General features: G+C 64.0%; 18 protein-coding genes and 2 riboswitches. Of the genes, 9 read left to right on the top strand and 9 right to left on the bottom strand.

Annotation, left to right across the window (positions count from 1 at the left end):
• Positions 1–2: 2 nt before the first annotated feature.
• Both ACTV8E_RS19740 and mdcA read right to left on the bottom strand, forming a co-directional pair.
• Complete coding sequence (locus ACTV8E_RS19740) at positions 3–875, bottom strand: triphosphoribosyl-dephospho-CoA synthase (RefSeq protein ID WP_443200579.1); 873 nt, start codon at positions 873–875, stop codon at positions 3–5.
• Positions 875–2,551 (bottom strand): malonate decarboxylase subunit alpha, encoded by a 1,677-nt coding sequence (gene mdcA / locus ACTV8E_RS19735; RefSeq protein WP_443200578.1) that lies wholly within the window; start codon positions 2,549–2,551, stop codon positions 875–877. Before mdcA ends, ACTV8E_RS19740 begins: the two co-directional genes overlap by 1 nt.
• A gap of 338 nt (positions 2,552–2,889) precedes the next feature.
• A riboswitch (FMN riboswitch) is annotated at positions 2,890–3,040 on the top strand.
• A 117-nt stretch (positions 3,041–3,157) separates the two neighbouring features.
• Between mdcA and ACTV8E_RS19730 the strand changes: the two genes are divergently transcribed.
• The 9 genes from ACTV8E_RS19730 to ACTV8E_RS19690 all read left to right on the top strand — a co-directional run bounded on the left by ACTV8E_RS19730 (position 3,158) and on the right by ACTV8E_RS19690 (position 9,487).
• Positions 3,158–3,817 (top strand): riboflavin synthase, encoded by a 660-nt coding sequence (locus tag ACTV8E_RS19730; RefSeq protein WP_443200577.1) that lies wholly within the window; start codon positions 3,158–3,160, stop codon positions 3,815–3,817.
• 13 nt (positions 3,818–3,830) lie between these two features.
• Complete coding sequence (gene ribBA, locus ACTV8E_RS19725) at positions 3,831–4,916, top strand: bifunctional 3,4-dihydroxy-2-butanone-4-phosphate synthase/GTP cyclohydrolase II (protein WP_443200576.1); 1,086 nt, start codon at positions 3,831–3,833, stop codon at positions 4,914–4,916.
• 60 nt (positions 4,917–4,976) lie between these two features.
• Positions 4,977–5,453 (top strand): 6,7-dimethyl-8-ribityllumazine synthase, encoded by a 477-nt coding sequence (gene ribH / locus ACTV8E_RS19720; RefSeq protein WP_443200575.1) that lies wholly within the window; start codon positions 4,977–4,979, stop codon positions 5,451–5,453.
• Complete coding sequence (gene nusB, locus ACTV8E_RS19715) at positions 5,450–5,938, top strand: transcription antitermination factor NusB (protein WP_443200574.1); 489 nt, start codon at positions 5,450–5,452, stop codon at positions 5,936–5,938. The genes ribH and nusB overlap by 4 nt, the downstream gene beginning before the upstream one ends.
• A 12-nt stretch (positions 5,939–5,950) precedes the next feature.
• The gene (gene thiL / locus ACTV8E_RS19710) at positions 5,951–6,919 is read left to right on the top strand and encodes a thiamine-phosphate kinase (protein ID WP_443200573.1); all 969 of its coding nucleotides are present in this window, start codon (positions 5,951–5,953) and stop codon (positions 6,917–6,919) included.
• Entirely contained in the window at positions 6,912–7,430 is a 519-nt protein-coding gene (locus tag ACTV8E_RS19705) for a phosphatidylglycerophosphatase A family protein (protein WP_443200572.1), read from the top strand. The genes thiL and ACTV8E_RS19705 overlap by 8 nt, the downstream gene beginning before the upstream one ends.
• Positions 7,431–7,714: 284 nt before the next feature.
• Positions 7,715–8,359 carry a retropepsin-like aspartic protease family protein gene (locus ACTV8E_RS19700; protein ID WP_443200571.1) on the top strand — a complete coding sequence of 215 codons (645 nt, stop codon included), beginning with the start codon at positions 7,715–7,717 and terminating at the stop codon, positions 8,357–8,359.
• 106 nt (positions 8,360–8,465) lie between these two features.
• Positions 8,466–9,083 carry a GTP cyclohydrolase II gene (ribA, locus tag ACTV8E_RS19695; protein WP_251834725.1) on the top strand — a complete coding sequence of 206 codons (618 nt, stop codon included), beginning with the start codon at positions 8,466–8,468 and terminating at the stop codon, positions 9,081–9,083.
• Positions 9,080–9,487, top strand: a complete 408-nt coding sequence (locus ACTV8E_RS19690; RefSeq protein WP_443200570.1) for a hypothetical protein — start codon at positions 9,080–9,082, stop codon at positions 9,485–9,487. The genes ribA and ACTV8E_RS19690 overlap by 4 nt, the downstream gene beginning before the upstream one ends.
• On the opposite strand, the gene ACTV8E_RS19685 is transcribed toward ACTV8E_RS19690, so the two are convergent.
• The 7 genes from ACTV8E_RS19685 to ACTV8E_RS19655 form a co-directional block, all read right to left on the bottom strand.
• Positions 9,469–10,005: an ATP:cob(I)alamin adenosyltransferase gene (locus ACTV8E_RS19685; RefSeq protein ID WP_273536465.1), complete on the bottom strand. Its 537-nt coding sequence runs from the start codon at positions 10,003–10,005 to the stop codon at positions 9,469–9,471. The two genes, ACTV8E_RS19690 and ACTV8E_RS19685, sit on opposite strands and share 19 nt — an antisense overlap.
• A 5-nt stretch (positions 10,006–10,010) precedes the next feature.
• Entirely contained in the window at positions 10,011–10,739 is a 729-nt protein-coding gene (locus ACTV8E_RS19680) for an ABC transporter ATP-binding protein (protein ID WP_251834728.1), read from the bottom strand.
• Complete coding sequence (locus ACTV8E_RS19675; RefSeq protein ID WP_251834729.1) at positions 10,730–11,716, bottom strand: FecCD family ABC transporter permease; 987 nt, start codon at positions 11,714–11,716, stop codon at positions 10,730–10,732. Before ACTV8E_RS19675 ends, ACTV8E_RS19680 begins: the two co-directional genes overlap by 10 nt.
• Positions 11,704–12,483, bottom strand: a complete 780-nt coding sequence (locus tag ACTV8E_RS19670) for an ABC transporter substrate-binding protein (RefSeq protein WP_251834730.1) — start codon at positions 12,481–12,483, stop codon at positions 11,704–11,706. The genes ACTV8E_RS19675 and ACTV8E_RS19670 overlap by 13 nt, the downstream gene beginning before the upstream one ends.
• A gap of 93 nt (positions 12,484–12,576) precedes the next feature.
• Complete coding sequence (locus ACTV8E_RS19665) at positions 12,577–14,490, bottom strand: TonB-dependent receptor plug domain-containing protein (RefSeq protein ID WP_251834731.1); 1,914 nt, start codon at positions 14,488–14,490, stop codon at positions 12,577–12,579.
• Between the two features lie 100 nt (positions 14,491–14,590).
• A riboswitch (cobalamin riboswitch) is annotated at positions 14,591–14,808 on the bottom strand.
• An 85-nt stretch (positions 14,809–14,893) separates the two neighbouring features.
• The gene (gene dxs / locus ACTV8E_RS19660) at positions 14,894–16,789 is read right to left on the bottom strand and encodes a 1-deoxy-D-xylulose-5-phosphate synthase (protein WP_443200569.1); all 1,896 of its coding nucleotides are present in this window, start codon (positions 16,787–16,789) and stop codon (positions 14,894–14,896) included.
• A 94-nt stretch (positions 16,790–16,883) separates the two neighbouring features.
• Positions 16,884–17,177 carry a hypothetical protein gene (locus ACTV8E_RS19655; RefSeq protein ID WP_273536470.1) on the bottom strand — a complete coding sequence of 98 codons (294 nt, stop codon included), beginning with the start codon at positions 17,175–17,177 and terminating at the stop codon, positions 16,884–16,886.
• Positions 17,178–17,213 lie beyond the last annotated feature (36 nt).

The following is a 17,213-nucleotide window of genomic DNA, read 5'->3' as shown; positions in this document are numbered from 1 at the left end:
GATCAATTGCTCCCAATCGGCGCCGATGCGGCGGGTGCCAGGCGGTCGAGGAAAAGAGTGGCGGCCAGCAGGTCAGCGGCGCCGCCGGGCGAGGCGCGCAGCGCTAGCATGTCGCGGTCCAGCTCCAGCAACTGCCGACGGCCGGCAAGACTCCCAGCACCACCGGCTGCGAGCACGGCGCAGGCACCGGCCTGCATGCGAGTCAGGCCTTCGAGGCCGGCACGGTGCAGCACGCAGGTGTCGGTCAACTGGCTCATGATGGCTAGCAGCGCATCGAGCTGAGCGTTCTGCTCGCCGTCACGACGGCTGGCCACGAGTTGCGGCAAGCCCTGTTCGATAACGGCCGGAAAGCCGTGCTGTGCCTGTTCGCGAGCGCCCAGTACGCCATAGGTGCGGCACGCCCGCGCGCCATGACTGTCGGGGTTGGCGGGTGCGCCGGGATCGTCCAGCCGAGCCAGCGCCGCAGCCGTTGCGGCGATATGTCGGGGCGCGGCGCTACCGGCGTGCAGTGCCGCCGCCGCGCAGAGCAGGCCCAGCGCCCAGATCGCGCCACGGTGGGTGTTGACCCCGCCGGTGACACGCAGCATCGCGACCTCGCCATCGCGGCCCAACTGGCCGAGGGCTTCACGCAGCGACTGGCTGACCTCACCGGCGATCAGCGCGGCCTCGGCCATCGCCTTGAAGGTCGGCCACAGCGCGTTGGCCGAGGCGTGCATCAGGTCCAGGTGCAGGTCGTCGTGCGAACCGTTGCCGCGCCGGTCTACCAGCCCCGGCTTGGGCGACAGGTCCGCCTCGTCGATCAGCGCCTGCACCGCCACGTCCGCCAGGCGTTCAGCCAGTGATGGCTGTACCTGCCTTGCAATGAGGGCGCTCATCACCAGCTCCTGAACTTGGCAGGCGGGTTGTAGAGACCGCCGGACCAGTCGACCAGCTCGGCAATGCTCTTGGCCGCCAGCAGCTCGCGGGTGGCGTCAGTGCGGCGAATGCCGAGGTCTTCCGGCAGCGCGATCAGCCCTTCGCGGCGCATGCGCTCGGTGTCCTTGGGGTTGTGGCGCAGGCCGATGCGGGTAACGCCCGCCACCGCGGCGATCATTGCCTGGCGTTCTTCCAGCGAACGGGCCTTGTACAGGTAGGCGATGCCTTCCTCGGTGAGCAGGTGAGTAACGTCGTCGCCGTAGATCATGATCGGTGCCAGCGGCATGCCGCTCTTCTTCGCCACCTCGACCGCATCGAGTTGCTCGACGAAGGTGGGTTTGCCGCCTTCCTGGAAGGTCTCGACCATCTGTACCACGAGCTTCTTGCCGCGCTCGAGCATGGTGACCGGGCCTTCGCCGCCGGGGCTGGCCATGTCCAGCCAGGCCGGCGTCGGATGGCGGCGACCGCGCGGGTCGTGGCCCATGTTCGGCGCTCCGCCGAAACCGGCCAGCCGGCCACGGGTGACGGTCGAGGAATGTCCGTCGCCGTCCACCTGCAGGGTGGCGCCGATGAACAGGTCCACCGCGTATTGCCCGGCCAGTTGGCACATCATGCGGTTGGAGCGCATCGATCCGTCGCGGCCGGTGAAGAACACGTCCGGGCGTTGGGCGATGTAGTTCTCCATGCCCAGCTCGGTGCCGAAGCAGTGCACGCTCTCGACCCAACCGGTCTCGATCGCCGGGATCAGCGTCGGGTGTGGGTTGAGCGTCCAGTTGCGGCAGATCTTGCCCTTCAGGCCCAGTGCTTCACCGTAGGTCGGCAGGATCAGCTCGATGGCCGCGGTGTTGAAGCCGATGCCGTGGTTGAGCGACTGCACGTTGTGTTTTTCGTAAATGCCGCGGATCGCCATCATCGCCATCAGCACGTGCACCGGCTTGATGTGGCGCGGGTCGCGGGTGAACAGCGGCTCGATGTAGAACGGCTTGTCGGCCTGCACCACAAAATCCACCCAGCTCGCCGGGATGTCCACGCGCGGCAGGTCGCGCGGGTCATCGACGATTTCGTTGACCTGAACGATGACGATGCCGTCGGAAAAGGCGGTGGGCTCGACCAGCGCCGGGGTGTCTTCGGTGCTGGGACCGGTGTAGATATTGCCTTCGCGGTCGGCGGTGAAGCCGGCCACCAGCGCGACGTTGGGGATCAGGTCCACCAACAGGCGCGAATAGAGTTCGATGTAGGTGTGGATGGCGCCGACTTCCAGCAGGCCATCTTCCAGCAGCTGGCTGATGCGCAGGCTCTGCGGGCCGGCGAAGGAGAAGTCGAGCTTGCGCGCGATCTGCCGCTCGAACAGGTCCAGGTGCTCGGCGCGGCTGACGCTGGGCATGATCATGTGCAGGTCATGCAGTTTGCCGGGATCGACCTTGGCCAGCGACCGGGACAGAAAATCAGCCTGCTTCTGGTTGTTGCCTTCGAGCACCACGCGATCGCCTGGCGCGATCAGAGCTTCGAGCGCCGCGACGATCTTGTCGCTAGGCAGGACCACCCCATCGGCGAGGCTACGCACCTGATCGAGACGGCGGGCTTTTTCTGCGCGACGACGCGACCATTGCGGCGGTGGGGATATTGTTGTTGTCATAATGACTCCACAGGTTTCCGCTTAGTGGACTCACAGTAGGCAGTGCCCCGCTGGTCATCAATCAAGCAGGGGAGGCAATAGTTACGCTTGGAGTAACTGTTACGTTGTCAGCACCAAGCCAGCCGCTTTGAGAAGCCCACTTGGAGATCCCGCGAGGCGGAAACGAGAGTATGGATTAGCGTGTCTGGGTGGCTAGATAGGGGGCGAATCCTCACGCGCAGTGCGGTGGACCCCCAAAAACAGATATTCGCGCCACGCCTCCATAGCGCTCCTGCGGCTGCACGCCGCGGGCTTTTGTGTTAAAACGCCGGCGTGCGCCATTCGACCAAGGTGGCGCGCAACGTTCTCAGGGCGGGGTGTGATTCCCCACCGGCGGTGATGGCTGATGGCCTAGCCCGCGAGCGCTTGTCAGGGGACCACCCGAGCAAGGTCAGCAGATCCGGTGCGATCCCGGAGCCGACGGTATAGTCCGGATGAGAGAGAGCGGGATGCCTCGACGGGCGCCGTTCGTGCGTCGGTCCAATCCCTTTCGATCTGCAGTGCCCTGTTTTTACAAACAGGAGTTCGTCATATGCATCGCTTCACCTGCCTCGTCACGGAGGCTCCATGTTCACAGGAATAATCGAAGCCATCGGCAGCATTCGCGCGATCACGCCCAAGGGTGGAGATGTGCGCGTCTACGTGGCCACCGGCAAGCTGGACCTGGGCGACGTCAAGCTCGGCGACAGCATCGCCGTCAACGGCGTGTGCCTGACCGCCGTGGAACTGCCCGGCGACGGCTTCTGGGCCGACGTCAGCCGCGAAACGCTGGCGCGCACCGGCTTCATCGACCTGAAAACCGGCAGCCCGGTCAACCTGGAAAAGGCCCTGACACCGACCAGCCGCCTGGGCGGCCATCTGGTCAGTGGTCATGTCGATGGCGTCGGCGAGGTGGTGTCCCGCGAGGACAATGCCCGCGCCGTGCAATTCAAGATTCGCGCGCCGCGCGAACTGGCCAAGTACATCGCCCACAAGGGCTCAATCACCGTGGACGGCACCAGCCTGACGGTGAACGCGGTCAATGGCGCCGAGTTCGAGCTGACCATCGTGCCGCACACCCTGGTGGAAACCATCATGGCCGACTACCGCCCCGGGCGGCGGGTCAACCTGGAAGTCGACATGCTGGCGCGTTATATCGAGCGTCTGCTGCTCGGCGACAAAGCCGCCGAGCCCACGGCATCCGGCATCACCGAAGGTTTCCTGGCCGAACACGGCTACCTCAAGTAAGGAATTTGCCAGCATGGCACTCAACACTATCGAAGAGCTGGTCGAAGACATCCGCCAGGGCAAGATGGTCATCCTCATGGATGACGAAGACCGCGAGAACGAAGGCGACCTGATCATGGCCGCCGAATGCTGCAAGGCCGAGCACATCAATTTCATGGCGCGTTTCGCCCGGGGTCTGATCTGCCTGCCGATGAGCCGCGAGCGCTGCGAAGCCCTCGATCTGCCGCTGATGTCGCAGCGTAACGGCTCCGGCTTCGGCACCAACTTCACCGTATCCATCGAAGCCGCCGAAGGCGTGACCACCGGCATTTCCGCCGCCGACCGTGCGCGCACCGTGCAAGTGGCCGTGGCCAAGGGCGCCAAGGCCGAGGATATCGTCAGCCCGGGGCACATTTTCCCGCTGATGGCCCAGCCCGGCGGCGTGCTGTCGCGTGCCGGCCACACCGAGGCGGCCTGTGACCTGTCGCGCATGGCCGGTTTCGATGCCAGCGGCGTGATCTGCGAAATCATGAACGACGACGGCACCATGGCCCGTCGTCCGGAGCTTGAAGCCTTCGCCGAGCAGCATGGCATCAAGATCGGCACCATCGCCGAGTTGATTCATTACCGCATGGTCAACGAGCGTACGGTGCAGCGCGTGTCCGAGCAGCCGCTGGATACCGAACTGGGGCAGTTCAACCTCGTCACCTACCGCGACAGCGTCGAAGACAACGTGCACATGGCGCTGACCCTGGGCGAGATCAGTCCCGAGGAGCCGACGCTGGTGCGCGTGCACAACATGGAGCCGCTGCGCGACCTGCTGCTGGTCAACGTGCCGGGACGCTGGAGCCTGCGCGCGGCCATGGCTGAGGTGGCCAAGGCCGGCAGCGGGGTGGTGCTGCTGCTCGGCAAACCGCTGACCGGTCCCGAACTGCTCGCCCAGCTCAACCGCCAGCAGACCCCGGCCCCGACGCCGGCGATCTACAGCACGGTGGGTGCGGGCTCGCAGATCCTGCGTGATCTGGGCGTGCGCAAGATGCGTTTGATGAGCTCGCCCATGAAGTTCAACGCGATATCCGGTTTCGACCTGGAAGTTGTAGAATACCTGCCCGCTGAATAATGCCCAGAGGCGCCGCCGGAACGCGGCGCCTTCGTTCTTTAAGAGAAGAGAAGCCAGTCCATGACCCTGAAGACCATCGAAGGTACCTTCATCGCCCCCCAAGGAAAATTTGCCCTGGTGGTCGGCCGCTTCAACAGCTTTGTTGTCGAAAGCCTTGTGAGCGGCGCTGTTGACGCCTTGGTTCGCCATGGTGTGAGCGAAGACGACATCACCATCATCCGCGCGCCGGGTGCCTTCGAAATCCCGCTGGTGGCACAGAAAGTCGCCCAGATGGACGAGTACGCGGCGATCATCGCCCTCGGCGCGGTCATTCGTGGCGGCACGCCGCACTTCGAATACGTCGCCGGTGAATGCACCAAGGGCCTGGCCCAGGTGTCCATGGAATACGGCGTGCCGGTTTCCTTCGGCGTGCTGACTGTAGATTCCATCGAGCAGGCCATCGAGCGCTCCGGCACCAAGGCCGGCAACAAGGGCGCCGAGGCTGCATTGTCCGCCCTGGAAATGGTCAGCCTGCTGACCGCCCTGGAGGTCAAGTGAGCCTGAATCGCGACGACAGTCCCGATGCCCAGCCGGCCAAGCCGGCCAAGGGCAAGATCGCGACGCGCCGAGTGGCGCGTAGCCTGGCCATGCAAGCGCTGTATCAGTGGCACATGGCTGGCCAGAGTCTGAACGAAATCGAGGCGCAGTTTCGCGTCGACAACGATTTCGCCGGCGTCGACGGGGCGTATTTCCATGAACTGCTCACTGGCGTGGCGCGCAACAAGACCGAGGTCGACGGGCATATCGAACCGCACCTGGACCGCCCGCTGGAGGAGCTCGACCCGGTCGAACTGGCCATCCTGCGACTGTCCACCTACGAGCTGAGTTACCGCGTCGATGTACCGTATCGCGTGGTGATCAACGAAGGGATCGAGCTGGCCAAGACCTATGGTGCCACTGACGGGCATAAGTTCGTCAACGGCGTGCTGGACAAGCTGGCGCCCACGCTGCGCACCGCCGAAGTGCGCAGCAACAAGCGCTGATGATCCGCCCACATGGGTGAGTTCGAGCTGATCCGCCGCTTCTTCGCCGCCGCGCCCTGTGCGCAAGGCGGCGAGGGCGTGGCGCTGGGCATCGGCGACGATTGCGCCTTGCTTGACGTGCCGTCCGGCGAACACTTGGCGGTGTCCACTGACACCTTGGTGGCCGGCGTGCACTTTCCTGATCCGTGCGATCCCTTTCTGCTGGGCCAGCGTGCCCTGGCAGTGTCGACCAGTGATCTGGCTGCCATGGGCGCCACCCCCCTTGCGTTTACCTTATCCCTGACCCTGCCCGCGGCTGACGAGGCGTGGCTGCAGGCGTTCGCCTGTGGCCTGAATCACATGGCGCAGGCGTGCGCTTTGCGCCTGGTGGGCGGTGATACCACGCGCGGGCCGTTGAGCCTGGGCATGACGGTGTTCGGCCGGGTACCGCGTGGTTCGGCGCTGACTCGTGCCGGCGCGCAACCCGGCGAGCTGTTGTGTGTGGGCGGCAGCCTGGGTGATGCAGCCGGCGCGTTGCCGCTGGTGCTGGGCGAGCGAGTCGCAGCGGCGTCTATCGCCAAGCCCTTGCTGGCGCGGTACTGGTCGCCGCAACCGCAGCTTGAGTTGGGCCTGCTGCTGCGCGGCAAGGCCAGCGCGGCGCTGGATATATCCGATGGCTTGTTGGCGGATTGCGGGCATATCGCCAAGACGTCACAGGTCGCGTTGCATATCGACCGGACGCGTTTGCCACTCTCCGAGGCATTGCTGAGCCTTGGGGGACGCCAAGCGGCCGAGCAGTGTGCGTTGTCTGGCGGCGATGACTACCGGCTGGCGTTCACGCTGCCGGAGCGGCATCTGGCCGACGTGCAAGCGCACTGGCCGGACGTGGCGGTCATCGGCCGGGTAGCGATAGGTGAGGGCGTGCACCTGTACGATGAACAGGGAGGCGAACTTTCGCTGCCCGAACGTGGTTATCAACATTTTGGGCCTTCCCGTGACTGAGCTCTCTGGTTCCGAACCCGTACCGCCTTCGGTGTGGCGCAATCCTTGGCATTTCCTGGCCTTCGGCTTTGGCTCCGGCACCCTGCCCAAGGCGCCGGGCACCTGGGGCTCGCTGGTGGCGCTGCCGTTTATCCCGCTCTGGCAGATGCTGCCGGACTGGGGCTATTGGCTGATGCTCGGCGTGACCATGCTGTTCGGCTTCTGGCTGTGCGGCAAGGTCGCCAACGACCTGCGCGTGCACGACCACGAAGGCATCGTCTGGGACGAGATGGTCGGCATGTGGATCACCCTGTGGCTGGTGCCCGAGGGCTGGCAGTGGTTGCTGGTCGGGTTCCTGGTGTTCCGCTTCTTCGACATCCTCAAGCCCTGGCCGATCCGCTGGGTCGACCGCAATGTGCATGGCGGCGTCGGCATCATGCTCGACGACGTGCTGGCCGGTGTGTTCGCCTGGATGGCCATGCAGGGCATCATCTGGGCCTGGCTTAACGGCGGCACTCAGCTCTTTTCGTAGGTGAATCACGATCCACTGAGTGGTGCTGTGGTGGATGTAAAAAGCGACATCCACCCTGCCGGCGACGAAAAACGTGTCGCGCTTTCATGGGTGGATCACGCTTTATCGATCCACCGGGCGGCGGTCAGGCTGGATGCAGCCGCGGCGTTGACATCAGGTCATGGGCCGCTTATCCCGTTTCCACTCCCCCTGGAATTCCCTCAGCTGTGACCTGGCCACGGTTCGCCGTGCGCGCCGATGGCTATTCTGATCGCCCGTATCTTTTTAGCGAGCCGCCAGTGCCGATGCGTCGTCTCCTTCCGTTGGTCAGCCTGTTGCTGGCCGCTTCCCTGGCCCAGGCCGCGCCCGAGCAGGTGCTGGTGGTCGGTTTGTTCCCCAATGCCGCCGTGCTCAATGTCGACGGCCAGCGCAAGCTGGTAAAGGTTGGCCAGGTAGGGCCGGGCGGTGTCGAAGTGGTCAGCGCCGACAGTCGCGGCGCGGTGTTGCGCATCGATGGCCAGACGCGTCGGTTCGAGTTGGGCCGAGAATACAGTGAGGGCTTCAGCGCGCCGAGCAAGCAGCAGATCAGCATTGCCCGAGGGTTGGGTGGGCACTACTGGGTCGCCGGCTCGGTGGACGGCCATCCGATGCAGTTTCTGGTGGACACCGGGGCGACGTCGCTGGCGATCAATGAACAGCACGCCAAGCGCCTCGGGCTGGATTATCGGGTCAAGGGACGGCCGATGCTGGCCAGTACGGCCAGTGGCACGGCCAAGGGCTGGAAGCTCAGCGTCGACCGGGTCAAGGTCGGTAGCCTGGAAGTGCTCGGTGTGGATACGGTGATTTTGGAAGGCGATGCGCCGACCGAAGCCCTGCTGGGCATGAGCTTTCTCAGCCGTGTACGTTGGCGCGAGGAGCAGGGCGTACTGGTACTGGAATCCAAGTTGTAGGTCGTCACGCGTACCTTCTTCAGTCAGTCCGTTCGTGGCTTTCCACGCCCGCAAGCCGCTTCACTGCGGTTATACTCCGCGCTTTATTTTTTCTGGAGTTTCTCCGGTGTCCGTCGTTTTCGTCGCCGCATCCAAACTGCCTACGCCTTTTGCCGAATTCACCATGCACGGTTTCCTCGACGAGGCGACCGGCAAAGAGCATGTGGTGCTGAGCCTGGGCGATGTCGGCGATGGCCAGCCTGTGCTGGGCCGGGTGCACTCCGAGTGCCTGACGGGCGATGCGCTGTTCAGCCTGCGCTGCGACTGTGGCTTTCAACTGGAAGCAGCGTTGCGCGCCATCGCCGATGAAGGTCGTGGCGTGCTGCTGTACCTGCGCCAGGAAGGCCGTGGCATCGGCCTCTTGAACAAGATCCGTGCCTATGAACTGCAGGACGGCGGCGCCGATACGGTGGAAGCCAACGAACGCCTGGGCTTCCCTGCCGACATGCGTGAATACGGCATCTGCCTGCCGATGCTCGCACACCTGGGCATCCGTGAACTCAAGCTGATGACCAACAACCCGCGCAAGGTCAAGGCGCTGGAAGGCTTCGGCATTCCCGTCACTGAGCGCAAGCCGCTGAAGACCGGGCTCAACCCACACAATCGCAAATACCTGGCGACTAAGGCCGGCAAGCTCGGGCACATGCTCGGCAGCCTGCATCAGGACGAAGTCGAACAGCCATGAATCGCGCCAACGCCCGTCGCCGATTGAACCTGATCTGGTGGGGCCGCTTGGCCCTGTGCGTGCTGCCCTGGCTGGTGCTGGCGCAGGTCGACATGGATTGGGGCCTGCCGCCCATGGCGTTTTTTATCGCCGGCCTGCTCAGCCTGTTTCTCACCCTGAAATTCTTCCCCGCCTTTAAACGGGCGCTTTGGGCCATGGGCCAGACGGACGCCGACGAATCGGCCCGCTGGGGCGCTCTGCAACAAGCACAGGGCAAAGGACTCTATTGGGCCAGCCTGCCGGCCTGGATGGCCGCCCTCGGTACGTTGTCGGGTCTGGAAGGCGTTGCGTGCCTGCTGCTGATCTTCGGCAGCGTGATGATTTTTGCGCTTTACCGCATTCCGCGTCAGGTGCTTTTGCCGTAACTCTTGCTGACAAAGTACGTCTCTTCAAAACCGCGACGCTGGTTCACCACCAGTGTCAGCACAAAGAAGAAATTGCACATCAGGTTGCACATTCGCGGCAGCACCAGCGGCACTTCAATCCCTTCCTGATCCACACGCACCAAGGCGCGGATGGCTTTCTTCGCCACCGAGCGCGCCTGGTGCAGTTGCGGCACCGGCGCGTGCCCGCGGGGCAGGACAAACCCCTGCAAACGCTCCGACACCTCTTCGCGATAGTGCGCCATGCGCGCACTTAGCCAGCTCAGGTCATCTTCTTCGATCGCCAGGCGCCCGCGCACCGAGCCGTTGACGTGAAACGCCAGCGGTTGCAGCTTTTCGAGGTCGGCACGCAGGTCGGGCATGTCGTCCGGCAGGTAGGCGAGCACCCCACCAATCAGCGCGCATAGTTCATCGGTAACGACCTCGAAATCGCACAATGACGAGGCGTCCTGAATAAAGGGATAACAGACCTCATCGAGGTTCTTACTCAGCTTCAGCATGGTGCTCACTTGGGCAGGATGATGGGTGGATTGGTGGTGAGGTCGATATGCACATCCACCTGGAAGGCAGCGGTGATATGGGCCTCGGTCAACACCTCTTGCGGGGTTCCATAGGCCAGCACCTGTCCTTCAGCGAGCAGGCACAGCTTGTCGCAGTAGCGCGCGGCCAGCCCCAGGTCGTGAATAGACAGCACGACCGAGCGATCCTGGTGCGCATGATCGCGCAGCAGCTCCATCACCTTGCGCTGGTGACGCAAATCGAGACTGGCGATCGGCTCGTCGGCCAGCAGTAACACGGGTTGGCCGGCGAGGACGCGAGCCAGCCAGACGCGCGCCTGTTCGCCACCGGAGAGTTCCGCAACCTTGCGTGTGCGCCACTCCAGCACGCCGGTACGTTGCATGGCAGACGTGATCAGCGCAGCGTCTTCGTCGCCCCATGGCAGGCGGCCCAAGGCGACCACATCCTCCACGCTCAGGGACCAGGCGCTGTGATGGCTCTGCGGCAGAAAACCGATGCGCTGGGCACGTTGCTTCGGGCTCAGGTGAGCGGCGTCGAAGCCGAAGTAACTCAGGCTGCCGGTGTGAGGCTGAATGCCCGCCAGCGCGTTCAGCAGGGTGGATTTTCCCGCGCCGTTGGGGCCGATAAGGCCCAGCATCTCGCCGGCGGCGAGCGAGAAGCGCACAGGTTCGAGGCGGCCGGGTACGCTCACGCGTTCGAGGCGAATCAGATCCATTGCTTGCGCTCCTTCCACACCAGCCAGATAAACAGCGGGGCACCGATCAGCGCCGTGAGCACGCCCAGTTTCAATTCACGCCCGGCCGGCAACAGGCGTACAGCCATATCGGCCAGGCAGACGAGACAGGCACCGGCCAGCGCCGAGGGAATCAGCAAACGGTCGGGGCGGTGACGCACCAGCGGACGAATGAGGTGCGGGACCAGTAGGCCGACAAAACCGATGCCGCCGGCCACGGCCACGGAAGCGCCGACCAGTAGCGCGCAGCCCAGCACGACCAGGCGGCTGCCGCGCTTGTGGGCCAGCCCCAGGCTTTGGGCGACTTGTTCGCCCAGACTCAGGCCCAGCAGCAGACGGCGCTGGCCCCAGATCAGCAAAAAACCGATCAACAACGCCGGGCCAAGCAGCAGCAGATGCTCCAGTCCGCGCTCGGACACCGAACCCAGCAGCCAGAACACCAGTTCCTGCATGGCATAGGGATTGGGGGCGAAGTTGAGCACGGCGGCCAGCAGCGCTCCACTCAGGGTGCTGATGGCCAGACCGGCGAGAATCACCATGCCGGCCCCGCTGGAACCGGCCAGGCCCAGCATGAGGGTCAGGGCGATGCCGGCCCCGCACAGCCCGGCCAGCGCCGGCGCAAAGGCTCCGGCCCACGGCAGCAAACCGAAATAGAACACTCCGGCTGCCCCCAGCGCAGCGCCCTGGCTGGCACCGGTCAGACCCGGATCGGCCAGTGGGTTGCGCAACAGGCCTTGCAAGGCTGCGCCGCTCAGCCCCAGCGCCGCGCCCACCGCCAGGGCCAGCAGCGTGCGCGGCAGGCGAATTTCACCGATGACAATGGCGTCCGGGCCGTTGCCGCCGCTGAGCCAATCGAGCAGCCCGGTTAATACCGCCACCTGGGTGGAGCCGAGGCTCAGCGACAGCAGCGCCAGGACAAGCGCCAGCAAGGCCAGGAGGGGGGTGATCAGTCGAGCCATTGGTGCAGTTGTCCTATCAGATCCCAGGTCCAGGGGCCGGGGCATTGCCAGCGCCAGTAGTCGGTGGTCAGCCAGCGTTCGGCGGGTACGGCGTGCTTGAGCGCCGCATGTTCGGCGAACTGGTTGGCCAGCGCCCGGTGTTCCGGCGCAGCCCAGAGGATGGCATCCGGCGGATCGGCGACGACCTGCTCCAGATCCAGCCGCTGGTAGCCGTTGCCACGCAGGTAGTTGGTCCAGCCAGCGCGCTCGAGGATTTCGTTTTCCAGCGTGCCGCGCCCGGTGCCGATGCCGTTGGCGCCCAGCAGCAACAGACGTTGCTCGCGTGTGGGCGTGAAACTGGCCAGCGGCGGGCGACTGGCCAGGGATACCGGAAGGCCCACGGCTCGCAGGAAGTGCACTTCGTAATTCGCCACATCCTGCAGGTTTTGCGGCAATGGGAAAATCTCTACCCGCTTGCCCAGCGCTTGCAGGCGCTGGCGCAGCAAGGTGCCGGCGTACTGCCCGACCACCACCAAGTCTGGTTGCAGGGCGTAGATCTGTTCAAGGCTGCCGTCATGACTCGGCCATTGCGGGCCGATCCAGTCGATGGGGTAGCGCTTCTGCATCTGCGACAGGGCGGCCACGCGTTCAGGCGGAAGGTAATGGGCGACCATCCAGTCCAGGCACAGATCGAGTGAGACGATGCGCTGCGCCGACGTACTGTCGGCCCGGGCTGGCCCGGGCAGGGCCAGCAACAGGAGCAAGGGCATCAGCAGGACACGCAGCACCAGAAATCGCCTCGTCTGATCAGATAAAACGCCACAGCGGCGGCGTTTGCGGAATATGGCGGGTTGCCGGCTGGCCGGCAACCGCAGGGGGTGCTACAGGGAGGGTGTCCAGGTCAGGCCGAGCATCACGCTGAACGGTGCTTCCTGATAGCCGCGTTGTTGGCCCTCGTAGCTGTAAAGCAGGCGGCTGTAGTCCTTGTCCAGAACGTTGGCCAACTTCAGGTCGAAGCCCAGTTCATCGCTGGCTTGCCAACTGGTGCGCAGGTCGAGGACGCCGTGACCGGCGATTTCCTGAGTATTGGCGCCATCATTGAAGCTGCGGCTCACGGCCCGCCAACTGGCGCCGACGCCCACGGCTCCGAAGTGGCGATCCAGATCCAGGCTCAGGGTACGTTTGGCACGGTTGGGCAGGATGCCGCCGGTTTCGCGGTTGCGTGGATCAATGATGCTGACGCCTAAATTGGCCTGCCAGCCAAACAGGTCGTGCTCAAGGTGGGCTTCAAAACCGTTGATGCGAGCTACACCAAGGTTTTGCGTGCTGCCAACCCAAGTGATGGGGTCGCTCACATAAGCCAACAGGTCACGGAAGTCGGTACGGTAGATGGAGGCCTCCAGGCGGGTCTCAGCGGCCAGACGCGCACGCCACTTCAGCTCATAGCTCTTTGAGCGCTCTGGCTCAAGGTCGGGATTTCCTTTGGTCCAGCCTTCATCGGGCCAATACAGATCCGCAAAGGTGGGAACGCGGAAGCCTTCGGCGTAAGAGAGAATCACCTGGTGGTCGGCATTCACCGGCAGGCTCAGCGCGGCGTTGAAGGTGTTCTCATGGCCGAACTGCTCATTCTGGTCGTGGCGCATCCCCAGTTCAGTGGAGAATGTCTCGCCATGGAACTGATGTTGGACGATGGCCGCCTGGTTCCAGCGGCTGGTCTGATCGTATTCGTTGCTGCTGCCGACTTTGTCATTTAGATAGTCGAGCCCGATCAGCAGGCTGTGGGCGTCGTCCAGGTGTAGGGTATTCAACCAACTGGCGGAGTCCCGGTAGGTGTTGTTCACCGAGCTGCCGGGGAACAACTTGTCGAAGTTTTCCTGTTTGTCTTCGCTGTGGCCCAATTCCAGGCGGCTGCTCCAGGCATTCGTGAGCTGCGCATCGAGATAAACAGACGTACTGCTGATAGTGAATTCATCATAGGGCTCGGCCGGGAAACTGGCGTACAGGGTGTCGTCCCAACGCCCGAACGGGTTGTCGATCTCGGTCTTGCCGCGCTGATCCAGCACGTTTAAGCCGGCTTCTACCTTGTCGCTGAGACGGTGGCTCAGGCTCATGGACAAGGAGCGGTTGCGATAACCATCATCATCCGCATCGCTGGGGAAGGAGGCGTGTGTACGATCGAAACCGTCGGTCTCTTCCAGGCTCGCGTTAAGGCTGAAGCGCGTCAGCGCGTTACCACCTGACAGCCCCAGGCTGGTCTCCCGCGCGTTATCCGTGCCGGCTGCCAGGCGAACGTAGGGGGTGAGGCCTTCACCTTGGCTGCGGCGGGTGAAAATTTGCACGACGCCACCCATGGCATCGGCACCGTAGATGGCCGAGCGCGAGCCACGCAGGACCTCGACGCGCTCAATCTGATCAACGCTCAAAAATTGCAGGCTGGCGCCGCCGATAGTGGCCGAGCCGACTCGTACGCCGTCGATCAGAACCAGAGTCTGTGCGGTGCTTGTGCCTCTGATGTACAGGCCATAGTTGGCACCACGACCGCCGTAATTGGCCACCTGGACACCGGGTACATGGGTCAGCAGTTCCGGCACGCTGGCTGGGCGCAGGCGGTCGATATCGGCACGGGTAAATACACTGATCGACGCGCTGCTGTCGCTGGCGGCTTCAGCCATACGCGACGCCGTCACCACCACATTAGGCAGTTTCAGTTGTTCATCGAAGCGCGGAGTTTCGTTGGCGGCGAATGCCGTAATCGGCGCAAGGGCCACGGCCAGAGCCAAACGGGACAATTTCATCAGGAGATTCCTCAAAAGAACAACACTTTTGAGGAGGGCAGGAACAAGCACGGAGTCTGGATTGCAGGCACAGCGCTTGACGGTGCTGCCCTCCGCAACACCAGTCGAATCCGCTCTGGCCGGTCTCCGGGCTCTCGACTCTCATCGCGCTCGCCTTCCCATATTTCAAATACAGTGGCGTTTGAGCGGACGGCGATCTCGGGGATCGCGGTCGATTACCGTTGCGGGGGCAGCGCCGGGATTGTTCGGATCGAACGCACCGGCTTCCCGTTTAATGCGCACCTTGCGGTCACGCACACCTGGGCGGATAAGTAAAACGCGCGCACCTTACGGCGTCGCGCGCGGAAAGACAAGGATGAACGGGCCTGTAGGTGAGGTTGGAATCACCTTCACCCACAGCTTTTCATGCTTGCAGCAGACTCAACCGCGCGCGCACCGCCGCCTCGATGCCGGCTTCGTCCAGCCCGCACTCGGCGAGCATGACGCTGGGCTTGGCATGTTCGACATAGCTGTCCGGCAGGCCGAGGTGGAGGAGAGGCATGACCAGGTTTTGGCTGGCGAGGAATTCGCTCACCGCGCTGCCGGCGCCACCCATGATGCTGTTCTCCTCGATGGTCACCAGCAGCTCATGGCTGTCGGCCAGTTGGCGCACCAGGGCTTGGTCCAGTGGTTTGACAAAGCGCATGTCGACCACGGTGGCATCCATCGTTGCGCCGACCTTGAGCGCTTCGGCCAGTTGCACGCCGAACGCCAACAGGGCAACTTTATTGCCCTGGCGGCGAATCACGCCCTTGCCGATTTCCAGTGGCTGCAGGCCCGGTTCCAAGGTGGCGTTGGGGCCAGTGCCGCGCGGGTACCGTACGGCCGCAGGGCCGTCGAACAGGAAGCCGGTGGTCAGCATGCGGCGCAGCTCGTTCTCGTCGCTGGGTGTCATCACCAGCATGCCGGGGATGCAGCGCAGGAACGACAGGTCGAAGCTGCCGGCATGGGTCGGGCCGTCTTCGCCCACCAGGCCGGCGCGGTCGATGGCGAACAGCACGTCGAGATTCTGCACTGCCACATCGTGAATCAGTTGGTCGTAGGCACGCTGCAGAAAGGTCGAGTAGATCGCCACCACCGGCTTGGCGCCTTCGCAGGCCATGCCGGCGGCCAGGGTTACGGCATGTTGTTCGGCGATGGCGACGTCGAAGTAGCGCTCCGGAAAGCGCTCGCTGAAGGCCACCAGGTCCGAGCCTTCCTTCATGGCGGGAGTGATGCCGGTCAGGCGCGGGTCGGCCTCAGCCATGTCGCACAGCCACTGACCGAAGATGTTCGAATAACGCGGGCCAGACGGCGCCTTGGGCGTTTTGGGCGCATCCACCGGTTCCAGCTTGTTGATCGCGTGCCAGGTGATGGGGTCGAGTTCGGCCGGGGCGAAGCCCTTGCCCTTCTTGGTCACCACGTGCAGGAACTGCGGGCCGGACAGGTCTCGCATGTTGCGCAGGGTGGCGACCAGGGTGGGCAGGTCGTGGCCGTCGATGGGGCCGATGTAGTTCCAGCCCAGTTCCTCGAACAGCGTGCCAGGCACCAGGATGCCCTTGGCATACTCCTCGGTGCGGCGGGCGATTTCCCAGGCGCCGGGCAGGCGCGACAGCACCTTCTTGCTGCCTTCGCGCATGCTGGCGTAGGTGCGGCTGGAAAGAATCTTGGCCAGGTAGTTGGACATGCCGCCGACGTTGCGCGAGATCGACATGTCGTTGTCGTTGAGCACAACGAGCATGTCGGCGCCAACTTCCGGGGCGTGGTTGAGCGCCTCGAAGGCCATGCCGGCAGTCAGTGCGCCATCGCCGATCACGGCAATCGACTTGCGCTTCTGGCCCTGCAGGCGGGCGGCGATGGCCATGCCGAGTGCCGCGCCGATAGAGGTGCTGGAGTGGCCTACACCAAAGGTGTCGTACTCGCTCTCGGTGCGGCGCGGGAAGGCGGCCAGGCCGTCCTTCTGGCGCAGGCTGGCCATGCGCTGGCGGCGACCGGTAAGAATCTTGTGCGGGTAGGCCTGATGGCCAACGTCCCACACCAGGCGGTCATCCGGGGTGTCGAACACGTAGTGCAGGGCGATGGTCAGCTCGATCACACCGAGGCCGGCGCCGAAGTGTCCGCCGGTCTGCCCGACGCTGTAGAGCAGCTCCTGGCGTAACTCATCGGCCAGTTGCTCCAGTTCCGCTTCGCCCAGGCGGCGCAACTCGACGGGCGTCGCTGCGCGGTCGAGCAGAGGCGTGGTAGGGCGCTGGCGGGGGATTTCATGGAACGTCTTGGGCATCAGACTGATCGTTTTATAGGTGTAAAAGTCGGCGGAGTTTACCCGATGCGGGCTTGGCGACCCAAGCGGCCCTTCAGAGAGGGGCAAGCGATGCTCAGTGAATGACCAGGCTGAACAGCCACAGGGCCAGCAACAGTAGCAAAACTCCGGAAAATAGCGCGCGCCGAAACAGCGCCCGGAATGCGGAAATGAGAACCAGCAGGCCGATCGCCACGGCCACCAGGCTGAGCAGTGACGGGTCCATGCCCAGGGCTTTCGACAGGCCGTTGAGAAAGCTGGCGCCGGCCCCGGCCAGCCAGGCAAAGACTCCGTACAGGCTGTCGATCAGCACGCGCAGAATCGTCCCCAGCACTTCGCCGAGCCCTTCGAAAAAACCTTCTGCCTGCATGCGCTGAGCCTTGCTTAAGTTGAAGCGGCGCAGTCT

This window comes from Pseudomonas sp. B392_1p (assembly GCF_052245235.1).
GTDB classification, from domain to species: domain Bacteria; phylum Pseudomonadota; class Gammaproteobacteria; order Pseudomonadales; family Pseudomonadaceae; genus Serpens; species Serpens gallinarum.
Note: the sequence above shows the minus strand (reverse complement) of the source record. Positions and strands in the feature narration are given on the sequence as shown.